The following is a 22,158-nucleotide window of genomic DNA, read 5'->3' as shown; positions in this document are numbered from 1 at the left end:
GGTGGTGGGTTTTTCGCCTGCGCGGCGGGCGCTCCTGCGCGGAGGGCGACCTCAAGGGAGGGGGCGCGTGGCCGCCAATCGTGTGCATTGAGGGTGCGGGCGGCGGTTGCGGTCGGGGCTGGGTCTCCTGGGCTTGCTCGGTCACGTATGGGAAGCAACCCGTCGGGATGGACGCCAAACGATCGTGCTGGGGCGGCTGACTGCGTAATACCTGTTTAACAAGACATCAAAACGGGCGTTTGTTGCAGCCCAGCAGTCACAACGGCATTATCAGCCTCAGTAGTCACACCCGTCACCGCCTCCGAAGATCACGGCGGCGTGAAAGCCTTGTTCCTTGCGTCCAACGCAAGTAACTCGACATTCATGCCATCCGCGAACCTCTCAAGCCGGACATTTAGCGCTCCACATGCCTTCGCGTCCCACATGCTGGACCTTCACGCCACCCGCCGGGACGCCACAGCGCCGCCGGCGCCCCAGCCACACTCCTGGTCCGGTTTGTCCCGGTCGACATGTGCTCATCCTCCGGACGCCGGCGGGGAGAACGAACAAACCGGACCACACCACAAACACAACCGCACCCGCCGCACCCAACAGAACCAACAACGAAACCCCGCGCACCCCTCCCCTTGAGGTCGCCCTCCGCGCAGGAGCGCCCGCCGCGAAGGCGAATACCACCACCCACCCAACACACCGATGAAGAAGGCGCAACCACCCCCAAAAACGCAACAACCATGAAAACCCACCCCCGCGAACGCAACCGTCTACCAACAGGCTCTAACAACCGAGACCAAACAGAGCCATCGCATTGCCGCCGAGCACCGCGGCGAGTGCCTCCGGCGGCAGGCCGGCGTTGACGGCCCGGCCGAGCGACATTCGCTGTTCGATAAACGGAAAATCGGAGCCAAACAGCACCTGGCGGTGGCCGACGCCGCGTACCAGCCAGCCGATCAGTGCGCCGGTCATGGATGAGCCGCACAGCTCCAGAAAAGCGGTCGGATGGCGCTGCACCACCTCGATCGCGGCCGCCATTCCGGGGACCGTGCCGCCGGCGTGGCCGAGCACCAGCCGGAGGCGAGGCCACAGGGTCAGCAGCTCGTCGGCCTGCGCCGGCGTGTTGTACGCGGACGGCAGCCAGGTGTGCGTCAGCACCGGCAGGCCGGTCCGTGCGGCGTAATCCCACAGCGGCTCGTACGCCGGACCGGTCAGCGGATAGTGGTGCAGGTCCGGATGCACCTTCACACCGACGAAACCCGGCTCGTCCGCAAGGCGCGCGACGGCCTCTTCCGGACACTGCCACGGATTGACCACCGCATAGCCCGCCAGGCGGTCCGGAAACCGTTGGACCGCACGCAAAGTCTCGACATTGCCGGCGCGCGCGTCGTGCTGGATGGCGCGATGCGAGGACAACACGGCGAGCCGTACGCCGGCGCGGTCCATCACCGCGACCATTGCCGCCGCGTCCGGGCCGGGGATGAAGAACCGGCTGTACGGCCCCAAATGTGCATGCGCATCCACCACCACACCATCCATCTTGCCCTCCTTGTGTGTCCTAAATTTGAATTTCGGACAGACGATGACCTCTACGCGTACCCGAGGTTATCGGGACTTGACAACGTTGCAACAGTCCGTCAGCCTGTTGGCCGTAGAGCCGAAACAGCCCTTTGAGACACGGCTGGTCAACCTCACGAGGCGCCGATGCTGCTGAAGCGAAGTGCTCGCCACCTACGGCAACCGACACAGCAACCGACCCGGCCGCGGCCGGGCACCGGTCTGGCTGGCCGGATGTGGCGCGAGCGCGACATGTATGCCTTCGTGCTGCCGGGATTCCTGTTCTTCGTCGTGTTCGCCTATCTGCCGCTGCTCGGCAACATCGCGGCTTTCCAGGACTACTCCCCGTTTCTCGGCTTCGGCGGCTCGACATGGGTCGGCCTGGACAACTTCGCGGCGATGTTCACCGATCCGGCAGTGTGGGACGCGTTGCGCAACACGCTGGTGATTTCCGTCCTGCAGATCGTTTTCGCCTTTCCGGCGCCGATCGCGCTGGCGCTGCTGCTCAACTCGCTGATCTCCGAGCGGGTCAAGCGGATCATGCAGACGATCGTCTATCTGCCGCATTTCCTGTCCTGGGTCATCGTGATCGCGATCTGGCAGGCGGTGGTCGGAGGCGCCGGACCGTTGGCCGACCTGCTGGCGAAGCTCGGCGCCGGCCACGTCAACGTGATGGCCAACCCGGACACCTTTCCGATTTTGGTCACCTCGCAGGTGATCTGGAAGGACGTCGGCTGGGGAACGGTGATCTTCTTCGCCGCGATCAGTGCGATCCCGCCGGAGTTGTACGAGTCGGCCGCGGCAGACGGCGCGGGCGCCTGGCGGCGGATCTGGCACATCACGCTGCCCGGCCTGATTCCGGTGACGCTGCTGTTGCTGATCCTGCGGCTCGGCAGCGTACTCACCGTCGGTTTCGAGCAAATCCTGCTGCAGCAGCCGGCGGTCGGTGCCGAAGCGTCGCAGGTGCTGGACACCTTCGTCTATTTCCGCGGCGTCGTCGGCGGTGACTGGGGCCTCGCGACCGCCGCCGGGCTGCTCAAGGGGATCGTCGGCACCGTACTGATCGTCGCGGCCAACCGGCTGGCCAAAAGGTCCGGAGCGGAGGGACTTTTCTGATGACGACACCGCTCTGGCGTGAACGCGCGTCGATTCCGGTCCGCGCTCTCAAAGGCGTCGTGATCGCCGCGATCATCGCGGTGATGGTCTATCCGTTCGTGTACGTCGTGCTGGCCTCCTTCGGCACCAACAACTCCTTCAAGCGGTTTGGCCTGGTGCCGTCGGAGTTCTCGTTCGAGGCGTACGGCAGCATTCTCAGCGGTGGCGTGGTCACGCGTGCGTTGTTCGTCTCGATCGGCATCACGCTCGTCGGCACGGCGCTTTCGGTCTTTCTCACCGCGACCCTCGCGTACGGCCTGAGCCGCACACGCGAGGTGCCCGGCACCCGCGCGGTGCTTTATCTGGTGCTGGTCACGATGTTCTTCGCCGCCGGCATCATTCCGACCTACCTGCTGGTCAAGGGACTCGGGCTGATCGACTCGTACTGGTCGCTGATCCTGCCGAGCCTGGTGTCGGCCTTCAACATGGTCGTGATGCGCAACTTCTTCATGCGGCTGCCCAAAGAACTGCTGGACGCCGCGCGCATCGACGGCGCCGGCGAATGGCAGACCTTCCTGCGGATCGTGCTGCCGCTGTCCAAGGCGGTCATCGCCGTCATCGCGCTGTTCTACGCGGTTGCCTACTGGAACTCGTTTTTCAACGCGATCCTCTATCTCAACGACGCCACGAAATGGCCGATCCAGCTGGTGCTCAACCAGTACGTCCTGCAGGGTGCGTCGCTGTCGCAGATCCAGAATCCGGAAGCGCCGCAGCCGCCGGCCGAGGCCGTACAGATGGCCGTGGTCGTGCTGTCCACGCTGCCGATCGTCATCGTCTACCCATTCCTGCAGCGGTATTTCAGCAAAGGCGTGCTGACCGGAGCGGTCAAGGGATAGGAGCAACACCATGTCGCAGAACTCCACGGGCCTTTCGCGGCGCGCCCTGCTCGGCCTCGGCGCCGGCATCGCCGCGACGGCGGTCGCCGGCGGATGCTCGTCAGGCGGATCGAGATCGGCCGCCGGTGGCACGCTGACCGTCCCGACATACCTTCCAGCGCGTACGTTTCCTGGCGTCATCACCTCATCGGTCCCCGGAGTTCCGTATGGCTACAGCACATATCCGCGGCCGTTGGTGGCGACCGTCAAGGAGGTGCCAGGCCGCGGCAGCACGATCACCTCCTACACGATGACCTGGGCCGGCCAGCCGACGCCGTTGGCGCACAACAAATACTGGCAGGGCCTCAACAAACGCCTTGGCGTCACGTGGAAACCGACCATCGCGCCGGCCGACGGCTACGAGCAGAAGCTCGCCACGCTGCTCGCCGGCGGAGACTTGCCGGATCTGACGATCCTGCGTCCGTGCGCAGCGGCCAACTCCGCTCTGCGTCAGGGCGCGTTCGCCAACCTCAACGACGTGCTCGGCGGCAGCGGCATCGAGAAATACCCGAACATCGGCTGGACCCGGCCGGAGCAATGGCGGCAGGTGTTGGTCGACAATACGATCTATGGCATCCCATTGGACGTGCCGATCTGCAACCAGCAGGTGCGGATCCGGATGGACTGGGCCAAGAAGCTTGGATTCACCGCGCCGCCGGCCAACGCTGAGGAGTTTCACAAGTTTCTCACCGGCGTGCCGAAGGCAAACGTCGGCCGCAACGGCCAGAAAGCGTTCGGCCTGGCCACTTTCGGCGTCACCACCAACGGAAACCCGTTCATCAACCAGATGTTCAAGGTGCCCAACATCTGGAGCGGCGACGGCAACGAGCTCACCCACATGTACGAGAGCGAGCAGTTTGCCAAAGCACTGGAATTCGCAGCGCGCGTGTGGAAGGACGGCGGCTTCCATCCGGACGCGCTCGCGCTGAGCACGCAAAACCAGAAGGAGCTGTCGCTGTTCACCGGCGGGCAGCTGTCGATCCTGTCGATTTCCATGCAGGGCTGGCATCAGGCGCCATACAACGACACGCTGCGCGCCGCCAACGGCGGCATCGTGCCATACGTCGTGCCGGGCGCCGACGGCGGCGTGGGGACCTACTGGCTCGGTGGTTCGGTCTACGGTTTGCTCGCGATCAGCGCGAAAGCCGGCTCCGACGACAAGCGGCTGGACGAGATCCTGCGCGTGGTCAACTGGCTCAAGGCGCCGTTTGGCAGCGCGGAGAACACATACATGCTCAACGGCGCCGAAAACGAATACTGGACCTGGAAAAACGGCGCGCCGACCTTCATCGACGAAAGCGCCTTCCGGGCCGACGCCTCGACGCTGACCTACGGTTATCGGCCGAACGTCTGGTATGTCGCCGGCGAACCCAACGCGGCCAGGGACATCATCGCATATTGCGAGCAGGTCGTACGCACCGGCGTCGCCAACCCGTGCGACGGCCTGTCCTCACAGGTGGCAGACCGGCTCGGTCCGGCGCTGGACGAGGTGGCCAGCACGTATCTGACCCAGATCGTCACCGGACGCCGGCCGGTCACCGACGTCACCGCTTTCGCCGCGGAGTGGCGAAAGCGTGGCGGCGACCAGGTGCGCGACGACCTGCGCAAGGCACTGTCCGAACGCGGCGGGAAATAGCCGGTGACCGCGATCGAGACCGTCGAGGTGTACGCCGTACGCCTGCCGGCGATCCGGGATTTCTCCATCTCTGGCGGCAAAATCACCAGCCGCGGCGCCTCGACGAGCCGCATCCTGGTGCGTGTCGGCGCCGGCGGCGCCTACGGCTGGGGCGAGGCCACACCGACACCGCAGTGGACGTACGAGACGGTCGAGTCGATTTTCGCGACGATCGAACGATACTTGGCGCCGGCGGTGACCGGCCTGCCGGCGTGGAACCTCGACGGCATCGCCAGGGCCATGGACCGCGCGATCGCGAGCGGCTTCAGCACCGGCATGCCGCTGGCCAAGTCCGCCATCGACGTGGCCGTCCACGACCTCGTCGGGCGGCTGCTCGGCGTGCCGGTGCACGTGTTGTGGGGCCAACGCCGCACCGACCGCGTGCCGTTGGGTTGGATCGTCTCCGCCGCCGAGCCGGCCGCCGCACGCGACGCTGTCGCCGAAGGCGCGGCACTCGGATATCGCGGTTTCAAGGTAAAAGTCGGCCACGAGCCGGCGGTCGACGCCGCGTTGGTCGCGGCTGTGCGTACGGCCGCCGGCGAGCAGGCCGACCTGTGGGTGGACGCCAACCAGGCCTACAGCGTCTCGGAAGCACTCGCTTTCGCCGACGCCGTACGCGACTGCCGCGTCACGGCCTTCGAACAACCGTTGCGCGCCAACGATGTTTTCGGCCTGCAGCGCCTGCACGCGCGGTCGTCACTGCCGATCGCGCTGGACGAGAGCCTGCGCCATCCGGCGGACCTGTTGACTTTCGTCGTCGCCGACGCGATCGACATCGCCATCGCCAAGGTGCAGCGCAACGCCGGCCTGACCAGGTCGCGGCAGTTGTGCCAGCTGGCCGAGCACGCCGGCCTGCGGCTGATGGGATCGGGACTGACCGACACCGAAGTCGGTTTTGCCGCCTCCGTGCAACTTTTCGCTGCTTTCGGCATCGATCGGCCGGTCGACCTCAACGGCCGGCAGTTCGTCGAGTCCGCCTATGCCGGCGACACGACCGTACGCGTCGAAGACGGCAACGCGTTGTTGCCGGAGGGTCCGGGGCTCGGCGTCGATGTCGACCTCGACGCGGTGAAGTCGCTCTGCTTCGATCCGGGTGAGCGAGGAGGACGCTGATGCGGATCGGTCTGGCCGGCATCGAAAACAGCCATGCGGAGCAGGTCATCCGCTATCTGAACCTCGACCGGCGTCAGCCTGGTGTGCGGCTGACGAGTTTCCTGAGCCTGGATCCGAAACGCGACACGGAGCTGCTTGAGCTCGATCCGGCGCTGACGCCCGCGCCCAACCTCGACACTCTTGCGTCCACAGTGGACGGTGCGGTCGTGTGCGACCGCGACGGTGCCCGGCATCTGGCCAGCGCCGCGCCGTTTCTTCGCGCTGGCAAGCCTGCTTTCGTCGACAAGCCACTCGCGACGAGCGTACGCGATGCGGCTGCGATGATCGCGCAGGCAACTGGCGGAATTCTGGTGTCGCATTCGCCGCTTCGGTTCACCGTCGGCTGGCAGAAAATCGCACGCCGCTGCGCCGAGCGCGGCGCTCCACGCCACCTGCGGCTCGACGGTCCGGCGGATCCGGCGAGCCCGTGGAGCGGCCTGTTCTTCTACGGCATTCACCTGGTCGATCCAGCGTTGTCGGTGTTGGACGGCGAGCCGGGACCGTTGACCGTGCGGGTGCATGACGACCGGATCGACGCGATCACGACCGTTGGCCCGACCGCCGTACACCTGGTCTTTACCGGGCCTGGCACCGAATTCCACGCCGAGGCGCGCTGGTCGTCGGAGTCGGTGGCGACACAGCTCGAACTCGCCGCCGACTATGTGGCACCGGGCCTGGACGACTTCTTCGACACCGTCGCCGGCCGCAAGCCGGCGCCGACGGCCGGCCAACTCACCCGGCCGATCGCATTGCTCGAACGCGTTTGCGCGGCCATCAAGGACGGGACAGCATGAGAAACTACCCCACGGTCGAGGATCACACCGGCCGTACGATCGGCGCGGAGGAAATCGAGGCGGCGACCAGAGTGCTGCGCTCCGGTCACCTCACCAGGGTCGGTGGCACCGAGGCCGCCGCGCTGGAGCGGGAGTTTGCCACGCTGATCGGTGCCGAGCACGCGGTGGCCAGCAGCTCCGGGTCGGCCGCGGTTCACTTGGCGGTCGCCGCGGTCGATCCGGAACCCGGTGACGAGATCATCGTGCCGCCACTCACCGATTTCGGCACTGTGCTTGGCGTTTTGGCGGCCAACGCGGTGCCGGTCTTCGCCGACGTCGACCCGCTCACCGGCTGCCTCACCGCGAAGTCCGTCGCGGCGTGCCTGACCGACCGCACGCGCGCGGTCATCGTCGTCCATCTTTTCGGCTGTCCCGCTGACATCGACGGCATCCGGCAGGTCTGCGACCCGCGCGACGTGCCGGTGATCGAGGACTGCGCGCAGGCCTATCTGACCAGGCCGGCCGGCGGCGGCTATGCCGGCACCCGCAGCCTGATCGGCTGTTTCAGCCTGCAGCAAAGCAAACACATCACTGCGGGCGAAGGCGGCCTCACCGTCACTGACGACGAGCGGCTGGCCCGGCGGATGCGGCTGCTCGCCGACAAAGGGTGGCCGCGCGACACCGGCGAACGCAATCATCTGTTGCTGGGCCTCAACTATCGAATGCCGGAGCTGAGCGCGGCGGTCGCACGCGCACAGCTGGCCAAGCTCGCCGGCTCGGTCGAGCGCCGGCGCGAGGTGGCGGCCGCGCTCACCGATCAGTTGCGCGACCTGCCTGGCCTGCTGCTGCCGCCTGACCAAGGACACTCGTATTTCCTCTATCCGATCGTGCTGGACACCGCGGTGACCGGCTTCGAACACCGCGAATACGTGGGAAGGCTCGCCGGCAGTGGCGCGCCGGTCGGCGCCGGCTATCTCTCGCGGCCGCTTTACCGTACGACCGTCCTGACCGAGCGGCGCACCTACGGCACCTCCGGTTTTCCGCTGATTTCTCCGCCAGCGCGGCAAAACCACGATTACGCGGCAGTGAGCTGCCCGGTCGCCGAGGACCTGATCGAGCGCAGCCTGGTGATCGCGCTCATCAACGAGCGGTTCGACGACGAGGACACCGCCGCCCTGGCGCAGGTCCTCGCCGAGGCGTACAAGCGATGAGAGACCTGCAAGGTTGTTGCAAGCATGGACGGCTACCGTACTTTCGGCCCACACCGGGTAATTTTCCCGAAAGGACGGAAGGTTGATGAGATTCGCAGCGAAACTGGCCGCCACGGCGTGCGTGGCGTTGGCGTTGCTGTCGTACGCGCCGGCGGCACATGCGGACGTGCGGCCCGCCAGCATCGTCGGCAACAGCCGCATCGGCATCCAGAACGATGGCGGCTTCGTCGAGGTCTGGCTTTTCAAGTCTCCCGACGGCAACGGCGCATACGGACACTGGAACTTCTGGAACCAGTATCACACACAGAGCTACCTCATCACGACCGACCGCACCTACTGGCCGACGGTGACGCAGCCGGTGCTCGGCCAGAACGGCACCTGGGAACACACCTGCGCGACGTTCTACATCAGGAACTCCAACGGGACCTACACGCTGTGGGGATCCGCCGTCTGCCAGTAAGCGGACGCGTTTTACGGCCGCGAGAGAGGAAGAAAGCATGTCAACCGGAATCTCACGACGCGGCCTGCTGTTGGGCGCGGCCGGACTCGGCGCGGGGCTGTTGAGCGCCGCGCCGGCCGCCGCGGCCGGATTCGACTACACCTCCCGCCGGAGCTTCGACGCATTTCTGGCGGAGTTCGAGAATTCCGGCGCCGAAGGACAACCGTCGGACACCAACGAAACCGGCAAGCTCGCCTGGGGCCAAGCGTACGTGTTGCTGGCCCTGCTGCGGATGTACGCCTTCACCAAGGACAAGAAATATCTGCGGCATTTCATCCACAACGCCGACGCGGTTCTGGACCAACGCGACTGTGTCCGTGGCGTACGCGACTATCGCGGCGTCTCTGGTCCGGTGTGGCGCGCGCTTGGCAACTACACGGCCGCCTCGACCGTCCTGACCGACAGTGCCGGCACTCCGCTGCTCCAGGTGCGCAGCGCACAAAGCTCGGTCAACACCGGCGCCAGCGCGGAAATCGTGCACAGCGGCGGCGAAACCGACACCTCGCCGTTCACGCTCGTCCTGCGGCCGACGCGCGGTGTCGTCTCGACAATTCCACATCTCAACTTCGACGTCGCCAGCGATCGCTACGTCGTCCGCGTCGTCTACCACAACGTCTACAACGCGGACACTCGTTGGAGCGTACGCGACCTGCGCCGCGACACCTCGACAGCGGCCGGCCTGCCGGTGGCCGGCCGCGCGACGTTGCAGCCGCAGCCGTATGCGTTCGCCGTGCACACCGGACAGCTCTGCCGGCCATTGGCGTCGTTCGTACGCATCGTCCGCGGCGAGCCACGACTGCACAATGAGCGGATTTTCCGCGAGAAGGCAGCACATTACCTCGCTGCTGTTGTCGCCGCGATGGCTTTTCACGAGCATGAATACCGATACGATCCGGCGACCGGCTATGGCGCTTATCGCTGGCTCAAGGAAACGCCGGTGCCGCTGGACGGCAGCGATGTGCCGCTCAACCAGAGCAACACCTTGGCCACCACCGCGGCCGAGCTCTATCGCGCCACTGGCGCGACATTCTTCGCCGACCGGGTCGTCCAGCTTTCCGCCGGCATGCGGGCCAGCCTGGCCGAGAAAAACGACGCGTACAGCTGGCCCTACTGGCCGGTCTATTCCGGCGGCTATCACGGCTGGCAGGCGACCGGCGATCTGGCGGCGGACACGTCCAGCTACACGCAGGCGATCGGCGCGGCGAAGGGCGCTGAGGACATCAGCCATGGTGCGCTCAACGTGGAGTTCATGTTGGCGGCTTGTCGCACCGGTCTGGCCAACACCTTCACGGCCGCGGACATGCGACAGCTGGCCAACACGTACACGAAAAACATCGTCAGCGGCCCGACCAGCGCGCATTTCTCGGTCGACGGCGCCGGCACGGCCGGACCGCTCTATCTGGAGGAAGTGCCGCGCTGGATCCCGGTCGCGGAATGGAATCCGGACGTTTACCGGCACGCGCTCGCGGTCACCGAGTCACTCGCCTTTCCGCCGACCTTCGGCTACTACGTCCTCAGTTTCGCGCACTGCGTGATAGGAGCACAGCGATATGACCGTTAGGATGATCGGTCTGCTGGCAGTGTTGATTATCGCCGCGTTGCCAGTGCCGGCGAATGCCGCGGCCACACCGCCGATCCGGGACCTCGGTCCCGGTGTGGTGTCCGCGCCGATCACCGGCGCCGCCCGCGACGGCCAGAACGTCTATCTGGTGTCGCGCGGACTCCAGCCGGTCGTGGTCGCACGTTTCGACCTGGCCACCAGGAAAATCGCGGCGCACACCACCCTGCCGACCGGCATCGGCGGCTGGGCCGCGACGGTGTCCGGCGGTCAGGTCTACGCCGGCACCTACCATCCGGCCGACGTCTATCACTATGATCCGGCGACCAACACGGCGACGCGCACGGCCAGGCTCGGTGCCGAGGAATTCGTCTGGGACCTGGCCACCGGTCCGGACGGCACGCTTTATGCCGGCACCTATCCCAACGGCAAGGTCTTCGCCGTCGACCCGAAAACCGGCGCCACGCGTGACTTCGGCCAGATCAGCACCGGCCAGCAGTACGTGCGATCCATCGCGGCCGCCTCCGACGGCACGGTCTATGCCGGCACCGGCACCGCGGCACGACTTGTCGCCGTGGACCCGAAAACCGGCGGCAAGACCGACATCACGCCGCCGGAGCTGCGTACGGAGTCAATGGTGTATGACATCGCGGTCTCCAACGACGTTGTCGCGTTCGGCACCGAGCCGAGCGGAAAACTCGCGGTCATCGATCGGCACGATCCAAGCAAATACACGATCGTCGACACCGACGACCACGTCCTCAACGCGCTCACCATCGACGGCGGTGAAGTGCTCGCGGCGGGCAGCACGTCGGGCAACATCTATCGTTATGACCTCGCCACCGGCAAGCTCACGACCGTCGGCACACCGCTGCCACAGGACGAGAACCGCGGAATCTTCGCGGACAACGGCCAGATTGTCGGCGTGGCGGGCACCGGACAGGTGTGGACGCTGGACCGCGCCAGCGGAGCCGTGCAGACCACCGACATCGTCACCGCCGGCATGCCGACCTCCACCGAGCCCGTGCAGTCGGTTTCCGTGCAGGGCGGCCGATACGCGTACGTCGGCGGCAACTTCGGCCTGCAGGTGCACGACCAGACAAGCGGCACCAGCACACACGTGCGGATCGGCGGCGAAGCGAAAACCGCCATCGCCGTCGACGGAAAGCTCTACCTGGCGGTCTATCCTGGCGCGTACGTCGACACCTACGACCCGAGCACCGGCAAGGTCGTCCGGCGCGGCGAGCTCGGCGGCATCCAGAACCGGCCGCGCGCCATGGCATACCTGGCCGCGCGCGGACAGCTCGGCATCGGATCGCGGTCCAACTACGGCCACACCGGCGGCGCGTTCGCGCTCGTCGACGTGCGTACCAACCGAATAACCCGCTTCGACGACGTCATCCCCGACCAAGGCATCACCGCGGTGACCTTCGCCGGCGCTCGGCTCGCCTACCTCGGCGGCGAAATCTACGCCGACGGCCTGCCTCCGGTCTCGCCGGCCGCGCAGCTGGCGACTTTTGACCTGCACACCGGGAAAGTCGTGCGGCTGTGGACGCCGGTGCCTGGCGCCGGAGAAATCGCGGACCTGCTGATGCACAACGGCCTCCTCTACGGCGTGACCGACGCCGGAGTCGTGTTCGTCGCCGATCCGCGCCGGCAGACCGTGCCGCACACCTACCGGCTCGCCGACCACTCCGCCGCCCGGCTGTTCCAGTCCCGGCACGGATTGCTGGCGGTGACGGCCAACAGCGTCTTCCGGCTCGGCGACACGTCCGCCGAGCCGATCGTGACCGGACTGCACGGCGACTGGTACAACAATCCGCAGCCGGCCTACGACGCGCGCGCCGACGTGCTCTACACCATCCGCGCGCGCAATCTGGTCAGCATCGATCTTCGATCCCTCCGCGGCTGACTCGACAAAAGGACACTTCACCAAACACCTGCATTTGTTTTACCGCTCCACCCTCGCGGACTTTTGGCGCAATTGTCGGTATCGCCGATGCGTTTACCGCTCAAACGCGGAATGCGTATTGCCTTTCCGCATCGGCGGGCTTACCGTGTGCGCGTGCTGGCCTCGGATGCCGGCCGATCACAGCAAAGCTCGTCGTTGCAATCGATCATGCCGAAGTCCTCCGATTGGCTTCAGGAGCGGAAAAATGATCGAGCTGGTGGTCATCGGGTTGTCGGTGGTGTGGTTGCTGGCCGGCGCCGGCAAGCTCGCGACGCCGCGTACGGCTGCCACCTTCCTCACCGGCCTGTTCCCCAGGCTCGGCATTTCCGGTGCCACCGTACGAGGTTTCGCGGTGCTGGAGGTCCTGTTGTCGGTCGGCCTGGTCACGCCGGCGACACAGCGGCTGTCGGCGGTCGCGTCGACCGTCGGCAGCCTCGGGTTCTGCGCACTGCTCGCGTTGTCGTATCGCCACAGCCGCGGCTCGCTCGCCTGCGGCTGTTTTGGCTCGCTGACGGACAACCGCGCCGGCGGACCGTGGCAGGTCGTGTTGGTGGCCGCGATGCTGTGCGGCAGCGTTGTGCTGTCGCTGGCGACCACGCCGACCGAATATCTCGGTCTTTACGGCCAATCGATCGCCGTCCTGCTGATCGTTGTCGTGATCGGCGGCCGTTATCTGCGGCTGCGGCGAGCCACGATCTATGGCGAGTCCACCGGGAAGGAGAGCCTGTGATTGTCGTTTACGTCGCTGTCGCGGTGTTGGCGGTGGCCGTCTGCGTGCTGTTCGCGATGGTCGGCGAGCTCGCCACCAGGGTCCTCGCACCGTCCGAGCTGCAGCGCGGTGGCGCCGCCGCGGAGACGGCAGTCATCGACGGAGTTTCCATCGGCACCGAGGTGTCCGCCCTGCCGCCGACCGTCGGAGGCCCGCCGGCCGATGTCGAAGCGCCGACGGATGCCGGCGTGCTGGTCCTGTCGACCATCTGCACGTCCTGCGATGCCTTTGCGCGTACGCTCGCTCGCTCGGCAAAGGCGGAAAAACTGCCTGGCCCGCTGTCGGTCGTCATCTCCGCGCCGACCGCCGAGACGGCCGAGCGGTTTCTTTCCGAGACCGGCCTGAAACACGTGCGCACCATCGCCGCCCGTTTCGACCAGCGCGGCCAGTGGTGTCGAGAGGTCCTCGGCGTCAACACGTCGCCGGCATTCGTACGGATCGTCGGCGGACGCGTGGCCAAAGGCTGGTCGCTGTCCGCGTTTACCGCTATACCGGCGCTCTGGGAACAGGCCCGGACCGAGGCCAGTCAGCAGAAGGGAGAACGGAATGTCCCTGCGAATCCGTGAACGTTCTTTCCTGGCGGTGTCCCAGACCAGGCGCCGGTTCATGAAGGTCGGCGCCACCGGACTGGCCGCGGCCGCGCTGGTGATGGCGAAGGCCAGCCCGGCCATGGCGACGTATCCTTGCGGCTGCTGCAACCTGGCCTACACCGCGCGCAGCAGCGTCGAATGGTGCCTGGTCAACGGAGACTGGCTCTGGTATTGCGGCTCGTGCACCTGCTGCGAGGCCGACTGGGCCACCGCGTCGGCGTCGAACTGCTGCTGATCCGGTGAGCCCGTACGTCATCGTCGCCGTCGCACTGGCCGCGGCGCTCACACAGCTTTTCAGTCCTTGAGGTGTGTCCATGGTTGGCGTGACCAGCCCCGTGTTCCGCGGCGGTGACGTGCGCGGCGGCATCGCACTGTTCGCCGGCTATACGGTCGGGACCGGCCTCGCGGCCGTCGCGCTGCTGGCCGGCGTGAGCCTCATGTCCTCCGCGTACGCACTGATATCGCCGCGGCTCGGCTATGGCATCGTCGCGGTGGCGGTCGGCACGCTGCTTGTTTTGGACATATTCGGTCGGACCCCACATCTGGACCGGCAGACACCGCAACGCCTCGCCGTGCTCCCGGCGCCGGTGCGCGGACTGCTGTGGGGATTGGACATCGGCCTGCTGTTCACCACCATCAAGGTCACCTCGCTGGTGTGGGTGATGCTGGTGCTCGCCGTCGCCGATCCGGCCACCGCGGTCGCCGGAATCGCGATTTTCTACGTCGCCACCCTGCTCATCGAAGGTGTCGCCGTGGCCGCCGACGTGAAACTCGGGCCGGCGCGGTTTTTCCGCCAGCTGCAACGACAGGGTTTCCGTGTCACGGCCAGGGTCGTCTCGGCCGTCATCCTCGGGATCGTCCTTCTTGAGGTGCTGTGGAAGGCGGTGACGCCGTGACCAGGACCGCGCCGGCGCTGGTCGTGACCGAGTTCTCCTGCGCCAACCGGCTGGCCTGGATCCGGCTCATCGCCAGGTTTCGGTGGCACGGCAAGGCGATCATGGCCGGCGTGTCCGGTCTCCAGGAGGCTTATCTGGTCGTCCGCTGGCGCGAATGCCGGGTCGTCCACGTGTCGCGCTGGAGCAGCACGGAGGCGACGTACACACTCGGGCACTCACGCCGGCACGTGGAGACGGTGCGGTGGGTCATCCGCTGCCGCCACATCACCGCTACCAGCGTTTTGTACGAGTCACCAGGAACATATCGAGCGACCGCCGTCCGCGACCGCGGCGTCAGCTCGGGCCGAAGCATTCCGCTCTAGATCCGGAAGGACGATGGACATGACCGAAACCCGGAAAGCGTTCTCGCGGGTTGACCGCGGATTCGTCCGCATCGAACCACAGCCCGACGGCCGTACGAACGTCACCGTGCTGCGTCGCGCCGACGGCGTCTCGCCGCAGGACGTGGTCTGCGTGCACCTGCGCTGCAAGGCGCTCGACATCGACAGCAAGGTCAGGCTGATCGACGCCGGACAACGCCGGCAGAGCGTCACCCAGGCCACGGTTTTCCAGGACTACCGTACGAAAACCGTCACGATCCGGAGCGAATGAGCTGGAACTGCGGTGACCGGAAGGCCGTCGTGAAGCCGAGTTTGTGATAGAGCCGCTCGGCGTACGACCCTTCGATCACCTGGAGGGTCAGCCGCTGACCGCCGCGGTCGAGCGCGTCGTTCGCCGCGCGCCTGAGCAGAGCTGTGCCATATCCGCGGTTGCGAAACTCCGGCCGGGTCGCCACCGCGTAAATGCCGAAAACGGTTTGGGTGCGTACGACCAAAGTGACCGCCGCGGGCAGCTCGCCGGCTCGGATCAGATAGAAAGACTGATCCGGGTCGGCGTAGTTTTTCAGCGCCATCCGGGTGAAAGCGTCTCGCCACCAGGCGTCGTCCGGCTCCTCCTCTTCCAGGAAGCCGGCGGCCTGCGCCTCGGCGAACGCGCGCGCGTCCGCCGCGGTGGTCACCTCGGCCACCGGGCCGGACGCGGGCTCCGCGCGGAGCGGCGACACCATGTATGACAGCGCGCCGGAGGGCTCGTATCCCCGCTCGCGGAGGCGCTCCGGCCAGTCCGGCCCGCTCCACGGCACGAGCCGTACGGTGTGGGCCGCCTCCGGCAGCTCGGCGGTGTCACTGGTCGGGATCCAGCAGGACAGGAAGTCCTTCTCACCGACCACCTCGACCGCGCCGGCCAACTGCCGCACCTGGCCCCGATGGCGAGCCAGGAAGGCCAGGTGGTTGTCCAACAGCGGCCGGTCGCCTGCGTACGACATGCGTCTCCTTCGGTCAAAGGCGGACGCTAGCACCAGGGTCTGACAACGCTGTCAGGCTGGACAGCCGCGCGAGTTTTTCCTTCATCGGCCAGTAGAAGACCCAGGTGCCGCGGCGCTCGCAGTCGACAAGGCCGGCCTCGCGCAGGACCTTGAGGTGGTGCGAGATCGTCGGCCCGGTGACGTCGAACGCGTCGGTGAGGTCGCAGACGCAGATCTCGTCCGGCGCGGAGGTGATCAGCGAGAACAACCGGAGCCGGATCGGGTCGCCCAGTGCCTTGAACGCTTTGGCCAGGTCGGCGGCGTCATCGGCGGCCAGCGGTGCGGTCAGCAGTGGCCAGCAGCAGACTCCTTGTTTCGACACTCCTCTATATTGACATTCATCGAATCACTCTGCAAGGCTGCTTAGATGAACGTCTATCCAGAAGTCGTCGTGATCGGTGCCGGACCGGTCGGCCTCGCCGCCGCCGCCGAGCTGCTGGAACGCGGCCTGCAACCGGTGGTGTTCGAGGCTGGCGAGACGGCCGGCGCAGCGGTGCGGCAATGGCACCACGTCCGGCTGTTTTCCCGCTGGTCCGAGCTCGTCGCCCCGGCCGCGCGCCGGTTGCTCGCCGAGACCGGTTGGCAGGAGCCGGACGCGGACGGCTATCCGACCGGCAGGCAGTGGGCCGAGCTGTATCTGGAGCCGCTGGCCCGGGCCCTCGGCTCACGCGTCCACCTGCGTACGCGCGTCACCGGTGTCGCACGTCGTGGACGCGACCGCGTCGTGGACGCCGGGCGAGACACCGAGCCGCTGACCGTACGCACAACCAGCGCAGACGGCGTCGAGCACAACACGCTCGCGCGCGCGGTGATCGACGCCTCCGGCACGTGGGGCTCGCCGAACCCGCTCGGCGGCGACGGACTGCCGGCGATCGGCGAGACCGGCATCGGCGCGATCGGCTATCGAGTGCCGGACCTCAGTGATCCGCAGGCGTACGCGGGCAAGCGGATCGTGGTGGTCGGCAGCGGCCACTCGGCGTTGACGGCGTTGGTCGCGTTTGCCGACTTCGCACGCCAGCACGCTGGCACGCGGCTGACGTGGGCCGTACGCCGGCAGGCCGTCGCAACCGCCTTCGGCGGCGGCGCGGCCGACCAGTTGGCGGCTCGTGGCGCTCTTGGCCAGCACGCGCGCGAAGCCGTCGAGACGGGCGAGGTCGAAGTGGTGACCGGGTTTCGTACGGCACGCGTCGACCGCGACGGCGATGCGCTGGTGTTGGTCGGCGATGACGACCGGCGGCTGGTCGCGGACCGGGTCGTGGCGTTGACCGGGTTTCGACCCGACCTGTCGTGGCTGTCGGAGGTGCGGCTCGACCTGGACGCGCGGCTGCAGGCGCCGGTCGCGCTGGCCCCGCTGATCGACCCGAACGTACACTCCTGCGGCACGGTTTATCCGCACGGCGTCAAGGAACTCGCGCATCCCGAACCCGGCATGTATGTCGTCGGCATGAAAAGCTATGGCCGCGCGCCGACCTTTCTCGCGTTGACCGGATACGAGCAGGTGCGCAGCGTCGCTGCCGCGATCGCCGGCGACGCCGATGCCGCCGGGCGGGTCGAGCTGACCCTGCCGGAGACGGGCGTCTGCGGCGGCTCGGGACTGTTCGACGGCCCGGCCGCAGCCACCTGCTGCGGGCCCGTCGAGGCCAGGAAACCCTAGTGGTGTGGTTCTGAATGGGATGCCGGGTCCGGTGATCCAGAAGGCGGCTGGGCGTGCCGGGAAAGCGCCCTCATAGCGCGGGCGTATCCGGGCGCCTTCCCGGTGCGTCCAGGCGGCTTCTGGGCGCCGGAACCGGCGTGCCATTTCGGAAACACACGACTAGATCTCAACCGAGAGTTTTCGTCGCCGCGCGCAGCTCGTCCAGAGCCGCGACAGCGAGCCGCGCGAGAGCGTCCGCGGTGTCATGGTCGCCGTCGGACCACTCGGCATAGCCGCGTTTGAAAGCCAGCACACCGAGCTCGCCGGCGAGTCGCGCGGTCGCGTCGGGCACACCGCGTACGGTCAACGCGGCCGCCATCGCCGCGGCGAGGCTGCTGCTTTTGAGCGCGTCGCGTGCCTGCAGCTCGGCACTGGCCGCGATGGCCGCCCTCAGCCGAGGAGCCAGCTCGCGGTTCATCGGACCCATCGCGCTCGACGCCCGCCGCAGGCCGGCGGCGACCGCGTCGAGCGGGCTGGCGTCGGCCGGCGCCTCGGCGATCCCCTCGGCCAGCAGCTGGCTCAGCGTCTCCTGGCCGGCCACCAGCACCTCGCGCTTGTCCGTGAAATGCCGGAAAAACGTGCTTCTCGTGAGGCCGGCGCGCTCGGCGATCTGGGCCACCGTCGTGGCGTCGTAGCCCTGCTCGGTGAACAGGTCAACGGCCGCCACGACGAGCCGCTCGCGCGCTCCTGGTTCCCACCGTGCCATGCGTCCATGGTAGGCGACGAGACACATGTCCCGTCACGCTGTAGAGTGACGAGACAGCAGTCCCATCACTTCAGGAGTACGACATGCAGGTCTTCGTCACCGGTGGCACCGGCCTGATCGGCACCGCCGTCGTCGCCGAGCTTTTCGGCAACGGTCACACCGTCCTCGCTCTCGCGCGATCCGACGCCTCCGCGCAAGCAGCCGAAGCGGCTGGCGCCAAGCCGCTGCGCGGCGGCCTCGCCGACCTGGACGTAGTCCGCGCCGGCGCCGCGCAAGCCGACGGAGTCATCCATCTGGCCTTCAGCAACGACTTCAGCAGCGCCGACGCTCTCGCGCGCGGCATCGCCGAGGAGACGGCCGCTCTCGCGACTCTTGGCGAGGAACTGGCCGGCAGCGACCGGCCGCTGGTCACCGTGTCCGGTACGCCGCACGCGCCGGGCCGGGCCGCCACCGAAGCCGATCCCCTGCCGCTGGACGGACCGGTCGGCGGCCGCGGTCGCGCGGTCATGGCGGTCCTGGACCTGGCCTCACGCGGAGTCCGCAGCTCCGCCGTACGCCTGCCGCGGACCGTCCACAACGACGGCAAGGGCGGTTTCGCGGGTCTGCTCACTGACATCGCGCGGCAGACGAAGGTGTCCGGCTATGCCGGCGACGGCCGGCAGCGCTGGCCAGCCGTACACGCATTCGACGCGGCCGCACTTTTCCGTCTGGCGCTGGAAAACGCGCCGGCCGGCAGCGCGTGGCACGCGGTGGCCGACGAAGGCGACGCGGTGCGCGACATCGCCGCCGTCATCGGCCGCCGGCTCGGCCTGCCGGTCCAGTCGGTGTCTCCTGACACGTACGGTGCTCTCGGGCCGATCTTCGCCACCGACCAGCCGGCGTCCAGCGCGTACACGCGCAAGGAGCTCGGCTGGACCCCGACGCATCCGCGCCTGCTCGACGATCTGGAGCACATCCAGCCGTAGTTTCTCAGTATTTCTCGCGAAAACTGCCGACCAGGTGGATCTGGTTGTTGTCGGGGTCGGCGAGCGGACAGAGCCGTACGCCTTTGTTGGCGTCGATGATGTCGCCGGTCTCCAGCCCCATCTCGCGGATCTCGCGTACGCCCTCCTCGATGTCGGACACGGCCAGGTTGAGCATGCCGTGGCCGGCTCGGGTGGCGTCCTCGGTCACCTGGACCCAGCCGCCGTCGGTGATCTTCCACTCGACCAGACTCGGCATCGGGTTGTTGTCCGGCTCGCGGCCGAACAGGCTGGTGTACCAGGCGCGACCGGCCGCGATGTCGCTCACCGGGACCACCGCCAGCACGTGCTGAACGTACGCCATGATCAGTCCTCCTTCGCTTTGAACTCCGCGACGAGTGTGTCCAGTTGCTGCGCGGTCCCCTGCTCGCGCCATTCCGGCTTTTCCTGGCCGGGCAGATACATGCCGTGCTCGGTCACCACGACCACGGTTTCCTCGCCATCCGAGGAAAACTCGACACTGCTGACCGACACGGTGGACAGCTGGTCTTCGGCGTGCAGCGTCGATGTCGTGAGAATTCGTTGGTTGGCGACGATGTCGTCGTAGCGCGCCTGAAACGTCAGCGCGCGGCCTTCGCTGTCAAACCCTTTCACCGTCTCGAAACCGCCGACCACGAAATCCAGCGAATGGTCGGCTCCCTGCGCCATCCAGCGCTTGCGCGCCTCCGGCGTCGACCAGGCCCGGAAAACTCGCTCCACCGAGGCCGCGAACCGGCGCTCGAGTGTGAACGTCGAGTGCGTTACGTCCATGATCACCCTTCCTTCAGATAGTCGTCGAGCTGATCCAGCTGCCGTTCCCACTCCGTACGCTGACCGCCGAGCCACCGCTCGGCCTCACGCAGCGCCGCCGGCTCGATCCGGCAACTGCGTACCCGGCCGACCTTCTCGGTCACGATGACGCCGGCCCCCTCCAGCACCTGCAGGTGTTGCATCACCGCGGGCAGGGACATCGTCAACGGCTCGGCAAGCGCCTTGACCGACGTCGGACCCCGTACCAGCCGCTCAACGATCGCCCGCCGCGTCGGATCGGCCAGCGCCTGGAAGACGCGGCCGAGCCGGTCAGGATGGTTAGGCATGTCCTTAACTATCACAGCCGACTCATCAAAAGTCAAGTCATCGCTTAACTGTTGTCGCTCAACCAGGAGCGCGCCCACGACTCAGCGAACTCGTTGCCGACGCAGGTCGTCGGGCTGTTGGACGCGACGATCGAACAGCCGGCTGCGGTGCCGCAGACCATTGCGGTGCATCCCGATTTCCAACGCTCCGGCATCGGGACGCGCCTGCTCGACCGCGCCATCTCCCAACTCCGCCAACGCGGCGTTGCCTCGCTTGAGGCCTGGACGCGCGACGACCAGCCCGCACTCGGGTGGTACGCCAGCCGTGGATTCATCGAAACGTACCGTTACCTGCATTTGTATCCGGCCGGCGATGAGATCAACCGGGTGGCGCACCCGACGCAAGGTCATCACCTCGTGAAGGCCTTTGTGCATGCGGAGTTGACAGCCGGCACGGGGGCTCGCGGTCAGATCGCGAGGCAGTATGTCTGTCGGCGTTTCTGGAGAGCACTGTAGTAGTGGCGGTTTTGCAGTCCAACGCGCGCGCTGCGATTTAGCTTGCGCAGCAACAGAAACATGCGACCCCGGAGGCTTGGGCTTGTCGGTCGGTTTGGTATTATTGCTGGCACGACCACTCCTCCTTTTCAGCCGGCGGGCGATCCGTCGTTGCTGTCGCGCAAGGAGGAGTTCGCGGCCGCGGTTGCGGTTCGCGGAGCAGGCGGTGCGTACGGCCAAAGCCGCGCTTCTGGCGGTAGTGAAAGCGGCCGATGACCAGACGATCGCGTCGAAGTTCGGTCACGCTGACACGGCCGCGTTCTTGGAGGATTTCCTGAAGTTCTCTCCGACTGAGGCGGGTCGGTGTGTGCAGCGCGCTCGTACGTTCTGCGGCAGCCGCGCGCTGGCCACTGGTGAGAAGTTGGCGCCGCAGTTGGAATACGCCGGCGAAGCGATGCGCCGCGGTGAGTTGGCGGACTCGCAGTTGGACGCGATCCGGGCGATTATCACCAGGTTGCCGCGTCGGATCGGGATCGAGGAGCGGCGGTTCGCCGAGAAAACGTTGGTCGACGTGGCGTCCCAGTTGCGGGCGCGTGAGTTGCATCAGCTCGGCAACCGCGTCCATGGCCATCTCGACCCGGATGGCACCATGCCGTCGGAAGAGGAGAACGCCAGGCCTCGCCGTGAGCTGTATCTACGTACTGGCACCGATGGTCGGCTCGCCTTTCGCGGCAGTTTCGATGCCGAGACTGGCAGCCTGATGCAGGAGATCCTGTCACCGCTGGCGAAGCCGCGCACCGACGACAAAGGCAAAACCAAAGACCGCCGCTCGACCGCCGAGCGCAACGGGGATGCGTTGGCGGACGCGCTGAATTTGATCGCGGACAGTGAGAAGCTGCCGATCCAGGGCCGCGAGCGTCCGCATCTGACGATCACGTTGTCCTGGGAGATGCTCAGGGACAAGCTCGGGCAGGTCCGCGCGTACGAGAACACCGTCATCAGCCCCGAGGCCGCCAGAAGGCTCGCGTGCGATTGCGACATCACGCCCCTGGTGCTCGGCGCCAAAAGTGAAGCGTTGGATGTCGGCCGCACCGCGCGGTTGGTCCCGATGAGCTGCGCAAAGCGTTGATCGC

The 22,158-nt window shown here is 66.9% G+C and carries 26 protein-coding genes; 19 read left to right on the top strand and 7 right to left on the bottom strand.

Going from position 1 to position 22,158, the window contains the following annotated elements; all coding sequences use genetic code 11:
• Nucleotides 1-774: 774 nt before the first annotated feature.
• Nucleotides 775-1,530, bottom strand: a complete 756-nt coding sequence (locus GNX95_RS20895; RefSeq protein WP_163509082.1) for an amidohydrolase family protein — start codon at nucleotides 1,528-1,530, stop codon at nucleotides 775-777.
• A gap of 165 nt (nucleotides 1,531-1,695) precedes the next feature.
• Here GNX95_RS20895 and GNX95_RS20890 point away from each other — a divergent pair, with 165 nt between their 5' ends.
• The 15 genes from GNX95_RS20890 to GNX95_RS20820 all read left to right on the top strand — a co-directional run bounded on the left by GNX95_RS20890 (nucleotide 1,696) and on the right by GNX95_RS20820 (nucleotide 15,303).
• The gene (locus GNX95_RS20890; protein ID WP_163509081.1) at nucleotides 1,696-2,664 is read left to right on the top strand and encodes an ABC transporter permease; all 969 of its coding nucleotides are present in this window, start codon (nucleotides 1,696-1,698) and stop codon (nucleotides 2,662-2,664) included.
• Nucleotides 2,664-3,539 (top strand): carbohydrate ABC transporter permease, encoded by an 876-nt coding sequence (locus GNX95_RS20885; RefSeq protein WP_163509080.1) that lies wholly within the window; start codon nucleotides 2,664-2,666, stop codon nucleotides 3,537-3,539. Before GNX95_RS20890 ends, GNX95_RS20885 begins: the two co-directional genes overlap by 1 nt.
• A 10-nt stretch (nucleotides 3,540-3,549) precedes the next feature.
• Nucleotides 3,550-5,214, top strand: coding sequence for an extracellular solute-binding protein (locus GNX95_RS20880; RefSeq protein WP_163509079.1), 1,665 nt, complete (start codon nucleotides 3,550-3,552; stop codon nucleotides 5,212-5,214).
• A 3-nt stretch (nucleotides 5,215-5,217) separates the two neighbouring features.
• The gene (locus GNX95_RS20875; protein ID WP_163509078.1) at nucleotides 5,218-6,366 is read left to right on the top strand and encodes a mandelate racemase/muconate lactonizing enzyme family protein; all 1,149 of its coding nucleotides are present in this window, start codon (nucleotides 5,218-5,220) and stop codon (nucleotides 6,364-6,366) included.
• Nucleotides 6,366-7,199, top strand: coding sequence for a Gfo/Idh/MocA family oxidoreductase (locus tag GNX95_RS20870; RefSeq protein WP_163509077.1), 834 nt, complete (start codon nucleotides 6,366-6,368; stop codon nucleotides 7,197-7,199). The genes GNX95_RS20875 and GNX95_RS20870 overlap by 1 nt, the downstream gene beginning before the upstream one ends.
• Nucleotides 7,196-8,389, top strand: a complete 1,194-nt coding sequence (locus GNX95_RS20865) for a DegT/DnrJ/EryC1/StrS family aminotransferase (RefSeq protein ID WP_163509076.1) — start codon at nucleotides 7,196-7,198, stop codon at nucleotides 8,387-8,389. Before GNX95_RS20870 ends, GNX95_RS20865 begins: the two co-directional genes overlap by 4 nt.
• Nucleotides 8,390-8,474: 85 nt before the next feature.
• A complete protein-coding gene (locus tag GNX95_RS20860) occupies nucleotides 8,475-8,849 on the top strand; it encodes a hypothetical protein (protein WP_163509075.1) in 375 nt (124 codons plus the stop codon).
• 37 nt (nucleotides 8,850-8,886) lie between these two features.
• A complete protein-coding gene (locus tag GNX95_RS20855) occupies nucleotides 8,887-10,449 on the top strand; it encodes a hypothetical protein (protein WP_163509074.1) in 1,563 nt (520 codons plus the stop codon).
• A gap of 1 nt (nucleotide 10,450) precedes the next feature.
• Nucleotides 10,451-12,358 carry an outer membrane protein assembly factor BamB family protein gene (locus GNX95_RS20850; protein ID WP_163509073.1) on the top strand — a complete coding sequence of 636 codons (1,908 nt, stop codon included), beginning with the start codon at nucleotides 10,451-10,453 and terminating at the stop codon, nucleotides 12,356-12,358.
• Between the two features lie 244 nt (nucleotides 12,359-12,602).
• A complete protein-coding gene (locus GNX95_RS20845; protein ID WP_163509072.1) occupies nucleotides 12,603-13,127 on the top strand; it encodes a MauE/DoxX family redox-associated membrane protein in 525 nt (174 codons plus the stop codon).
• Complete coding sequence (locus tag GNX95_RS20840; protein ID WP_163509071.1) at nucleotides 13,124-13,732, top strand: hypothetical protein; 609 nt, start codon at nucleotides 13,124-13,126, stop codon at nucleotides 13,730-13,732. The genes GNX95_RS20845 and GNX95_RS20840 overlap by 4 nt, the downstream gene beginning before the upstream one ends.
• A complete protein-coding gene (locus GNX95_RS20835; protein ID WP_163509070.1) occupies nucleotides 13,713-13,991 on the top strand; it encodes a hypothetical protein in 279 nt (92 codons plus the stop codon). The genes GNX95_RS20840 and GNX95_RS20835 overlap by 20 nt, the downstream gene beginning before the upstream one ends.
• Nucleotides 13,992-14,079: 88 nt before the next feature.
• A complete protein-coding gene (locus tag GNX95_RS20830) occupies nucleotides 14,080-14,652 on the top strand; it encodes a hypothetical protein (protein ID WP_163509069.1) in 573 nt (190 codons plus the stop codon).
• Complete coding sequence (locus tag GNX95_RS20825; RefSeq protein ID WP_163509068.1) at nucleotides 14,649-15,014, top strand: hypothetical protein; 366 nt, start codon at nucleotides 14,649-14,651, stop codon at nucleotides 15,012-15,014. Before GNX95_RS20830 ends, GNX95_RS20825 begins: the two co-directional genes overlap by 4 nt.
• A 19-nt stretch (nucleotides 15,015-15,033) precedes the next feature.
• Nucleotides 15,034-15,303, top strand: coding sequence for a hypothetical protein (locus GNX95_RS20820; protein WP_163509067.1), 270 nt, complete (start codon nucleotides 15,034-15,036; stop codon nucleotides 15,301-15,303).
• Here the strand turns inward: GNX95_RS20820 and GNX95_RS20815 are convergent.
• Together GNX95_RS20815 and GNX95_RS20810 are read right to left on the bottom strand one after the other, a co-directional pair.
• Nucleotides 15,284-16,015, bottom strand: a complete 732-nt coding sequence (locus GNX95_RS20815) for a GNAT family N-acetyltransferase (RefSeq protein WP_163509066.1) — start codon at nucleotides 16,013-16,015, stop codon at nucleotides 15,284-15,286. The two genes, GNX95_RS20820 and GNX95_RS20815, sit on opposite strands and share 20 nt — an antisense overlap.
• A 13-nt stretch (nucleotides 16,016-16,028) precedes the next feature.
• Complete coding sequence (locus tag GNX95_RS20810) at nucleotides 16,029-16,376, bottom strand: ArsR/SmtB family transcription factor (protein ID WP_163509065.1); 348 nt, start codon at nucleotides 16,374-16,376, stop codon at nucleotides 16,029-16,031.
• A gap of 45 nt (nucleotides 16,377-16,421) precedes the next feature.
• Between GNX95_RS20810 and GNX95_RS20805 the strand changes: the two genes are divergently transcribed.
• Complete coding sequence (locus tag GNX95_RS20805; protein WP_163509064.1) at nucleotides 16,422-17,708, top strand: FAD-dependent oxidoreductase; 1,287 nt, start codon at nucleotides 16,422-16,424, stop codon at nucleotides 17,706-17,708.
• A gap of 166 nt (nucleotides 17,709-17,874) precedes the next feature.
• Here the strand turns inward: GNX95_RS20805 and GNX95_RS20800 are convergent, their stop codons facing one another.
• Nucleotides 17,875-18,453, bottom strand: a complete 579-nt coding sequence (locus GNX95_RS20800; protein ID WP_163509063.1) for a TetR/AcrR family transcriptional regulator — start codon at nucleotides 18,451-18,453, stop codon at nucleotides 17,875-17,877.
• Nucleotides 18,454-18,536: 83 nt separating this feature from the next.
• Here GNX95_RS20800 and GNX95_RS20795 point away from each other — a divergent pair, with 83 nt between their 5' ends.
• Nucleotides 18,537-19,418 (top strand): SDR family oxidoreductase, encoded by an 882-nt coding sequence (locus GNX95_RS20795; RefSeq protein ID WP_163509062.1) that lies wholly within the window; start codon nucleotides 18,537-18,539, stop codon nucleotides 19,416-19,418.
• 4 nt (nucleotides 19,419-19,422) lie between these two features.
• Here the strand turns inward: GNX95_RS20795 and GNX95_RS20790 are convergent, their stop codons facing one another.
• Genes GNX95_RS20790 through GNX95_RS20780 form a run of 3 tightly spaced genes read right to left on the bottom strand, consistent with a single transcriptional unit; the run spans nucleotide 19,423 to nucleotide 20,551 of the window.
• Nucleotides 19,423-19,779: a VOC family protein gene (locus tag GNX95_RS20790; RefSeq protein WP_163509061.1), complete on the bottom strand. Its 357-nt coding sequence runs from the start codon at nucleotides 19,777-19,779 to the stop codon at nucleotides 19,423-19,425.
• Between the two features lie 2 nt (nucleotides 19,780-19,781).
• Entirely contained in the window at nucleotides 19,782-20,225 is a 444-nt protein-coding gene (locus GNX95_RS20785; RefSeq protein ID WP_163509060.1) for an SRPBCC domain-containing protein, read from the bottom strand.
• Between the two features lie 2 nt (nucleotides 20,226-20,227).
• Entirely contained in the window at nucleotides 20,228-20,551 is a 324-nt protein-coding gene (locus GNX95_RS20780) for an ArsR/SmtB family transcription factor (RefSeq protein WP_163509059.1), read from the bottom strand.
• 51 nt (nucleotides 20,552-20,602) lie between these two features.
• On the opposite strand from GNX95_RS20780, the gene GNX95_RS20775 reads away from it, so the two are divergent.
• Both GNX95_RS20775 and GNX95_RS20770 read left to right on the top strand, forming a co-directional pair.
• Nucleotides 20,603-21,046 (top strand): GNAT family N-acetyltransferase, encoded by a 444-nt coding sequence (locus GNX95_RS20775; protein WP_163509058.1) that lies wholly within the window; start codon nucleotides 20,603-20,605, stop codon nucleotides 21,044-21,046.
• A gap of 205 nt (nucleotides 21,047-21,251) precedes the next feature.
• Complete coding sequence (locus GNX95_RS20770; protein ID WP_163509057.1) at nucleotides 21,252-22,154, top strand: DUF222 domain-containing protein; 903 nt, start codon at nucleotides 21,252-21,254, stop codon at nucleotides 22,152-22,154.
• Nucleotides 22,155-22,158: the final 4 nt, after the last annotated feature.

Origin of the sequence: Fodinicola acaciae (genome assembly GCF_010993745.1) — a bacterium.
Taxonomy (GTDB): Bacteria; Actinomycetota; Actinomycetes; order Mycobacteriales; family HKI-0501; genus Fodinicola; species Fodinicola acaciae.
Note: the sequence above shows the minus strand (reverse complement) of the source record. Positions and strands in the feature narration are given on the sequence as shown.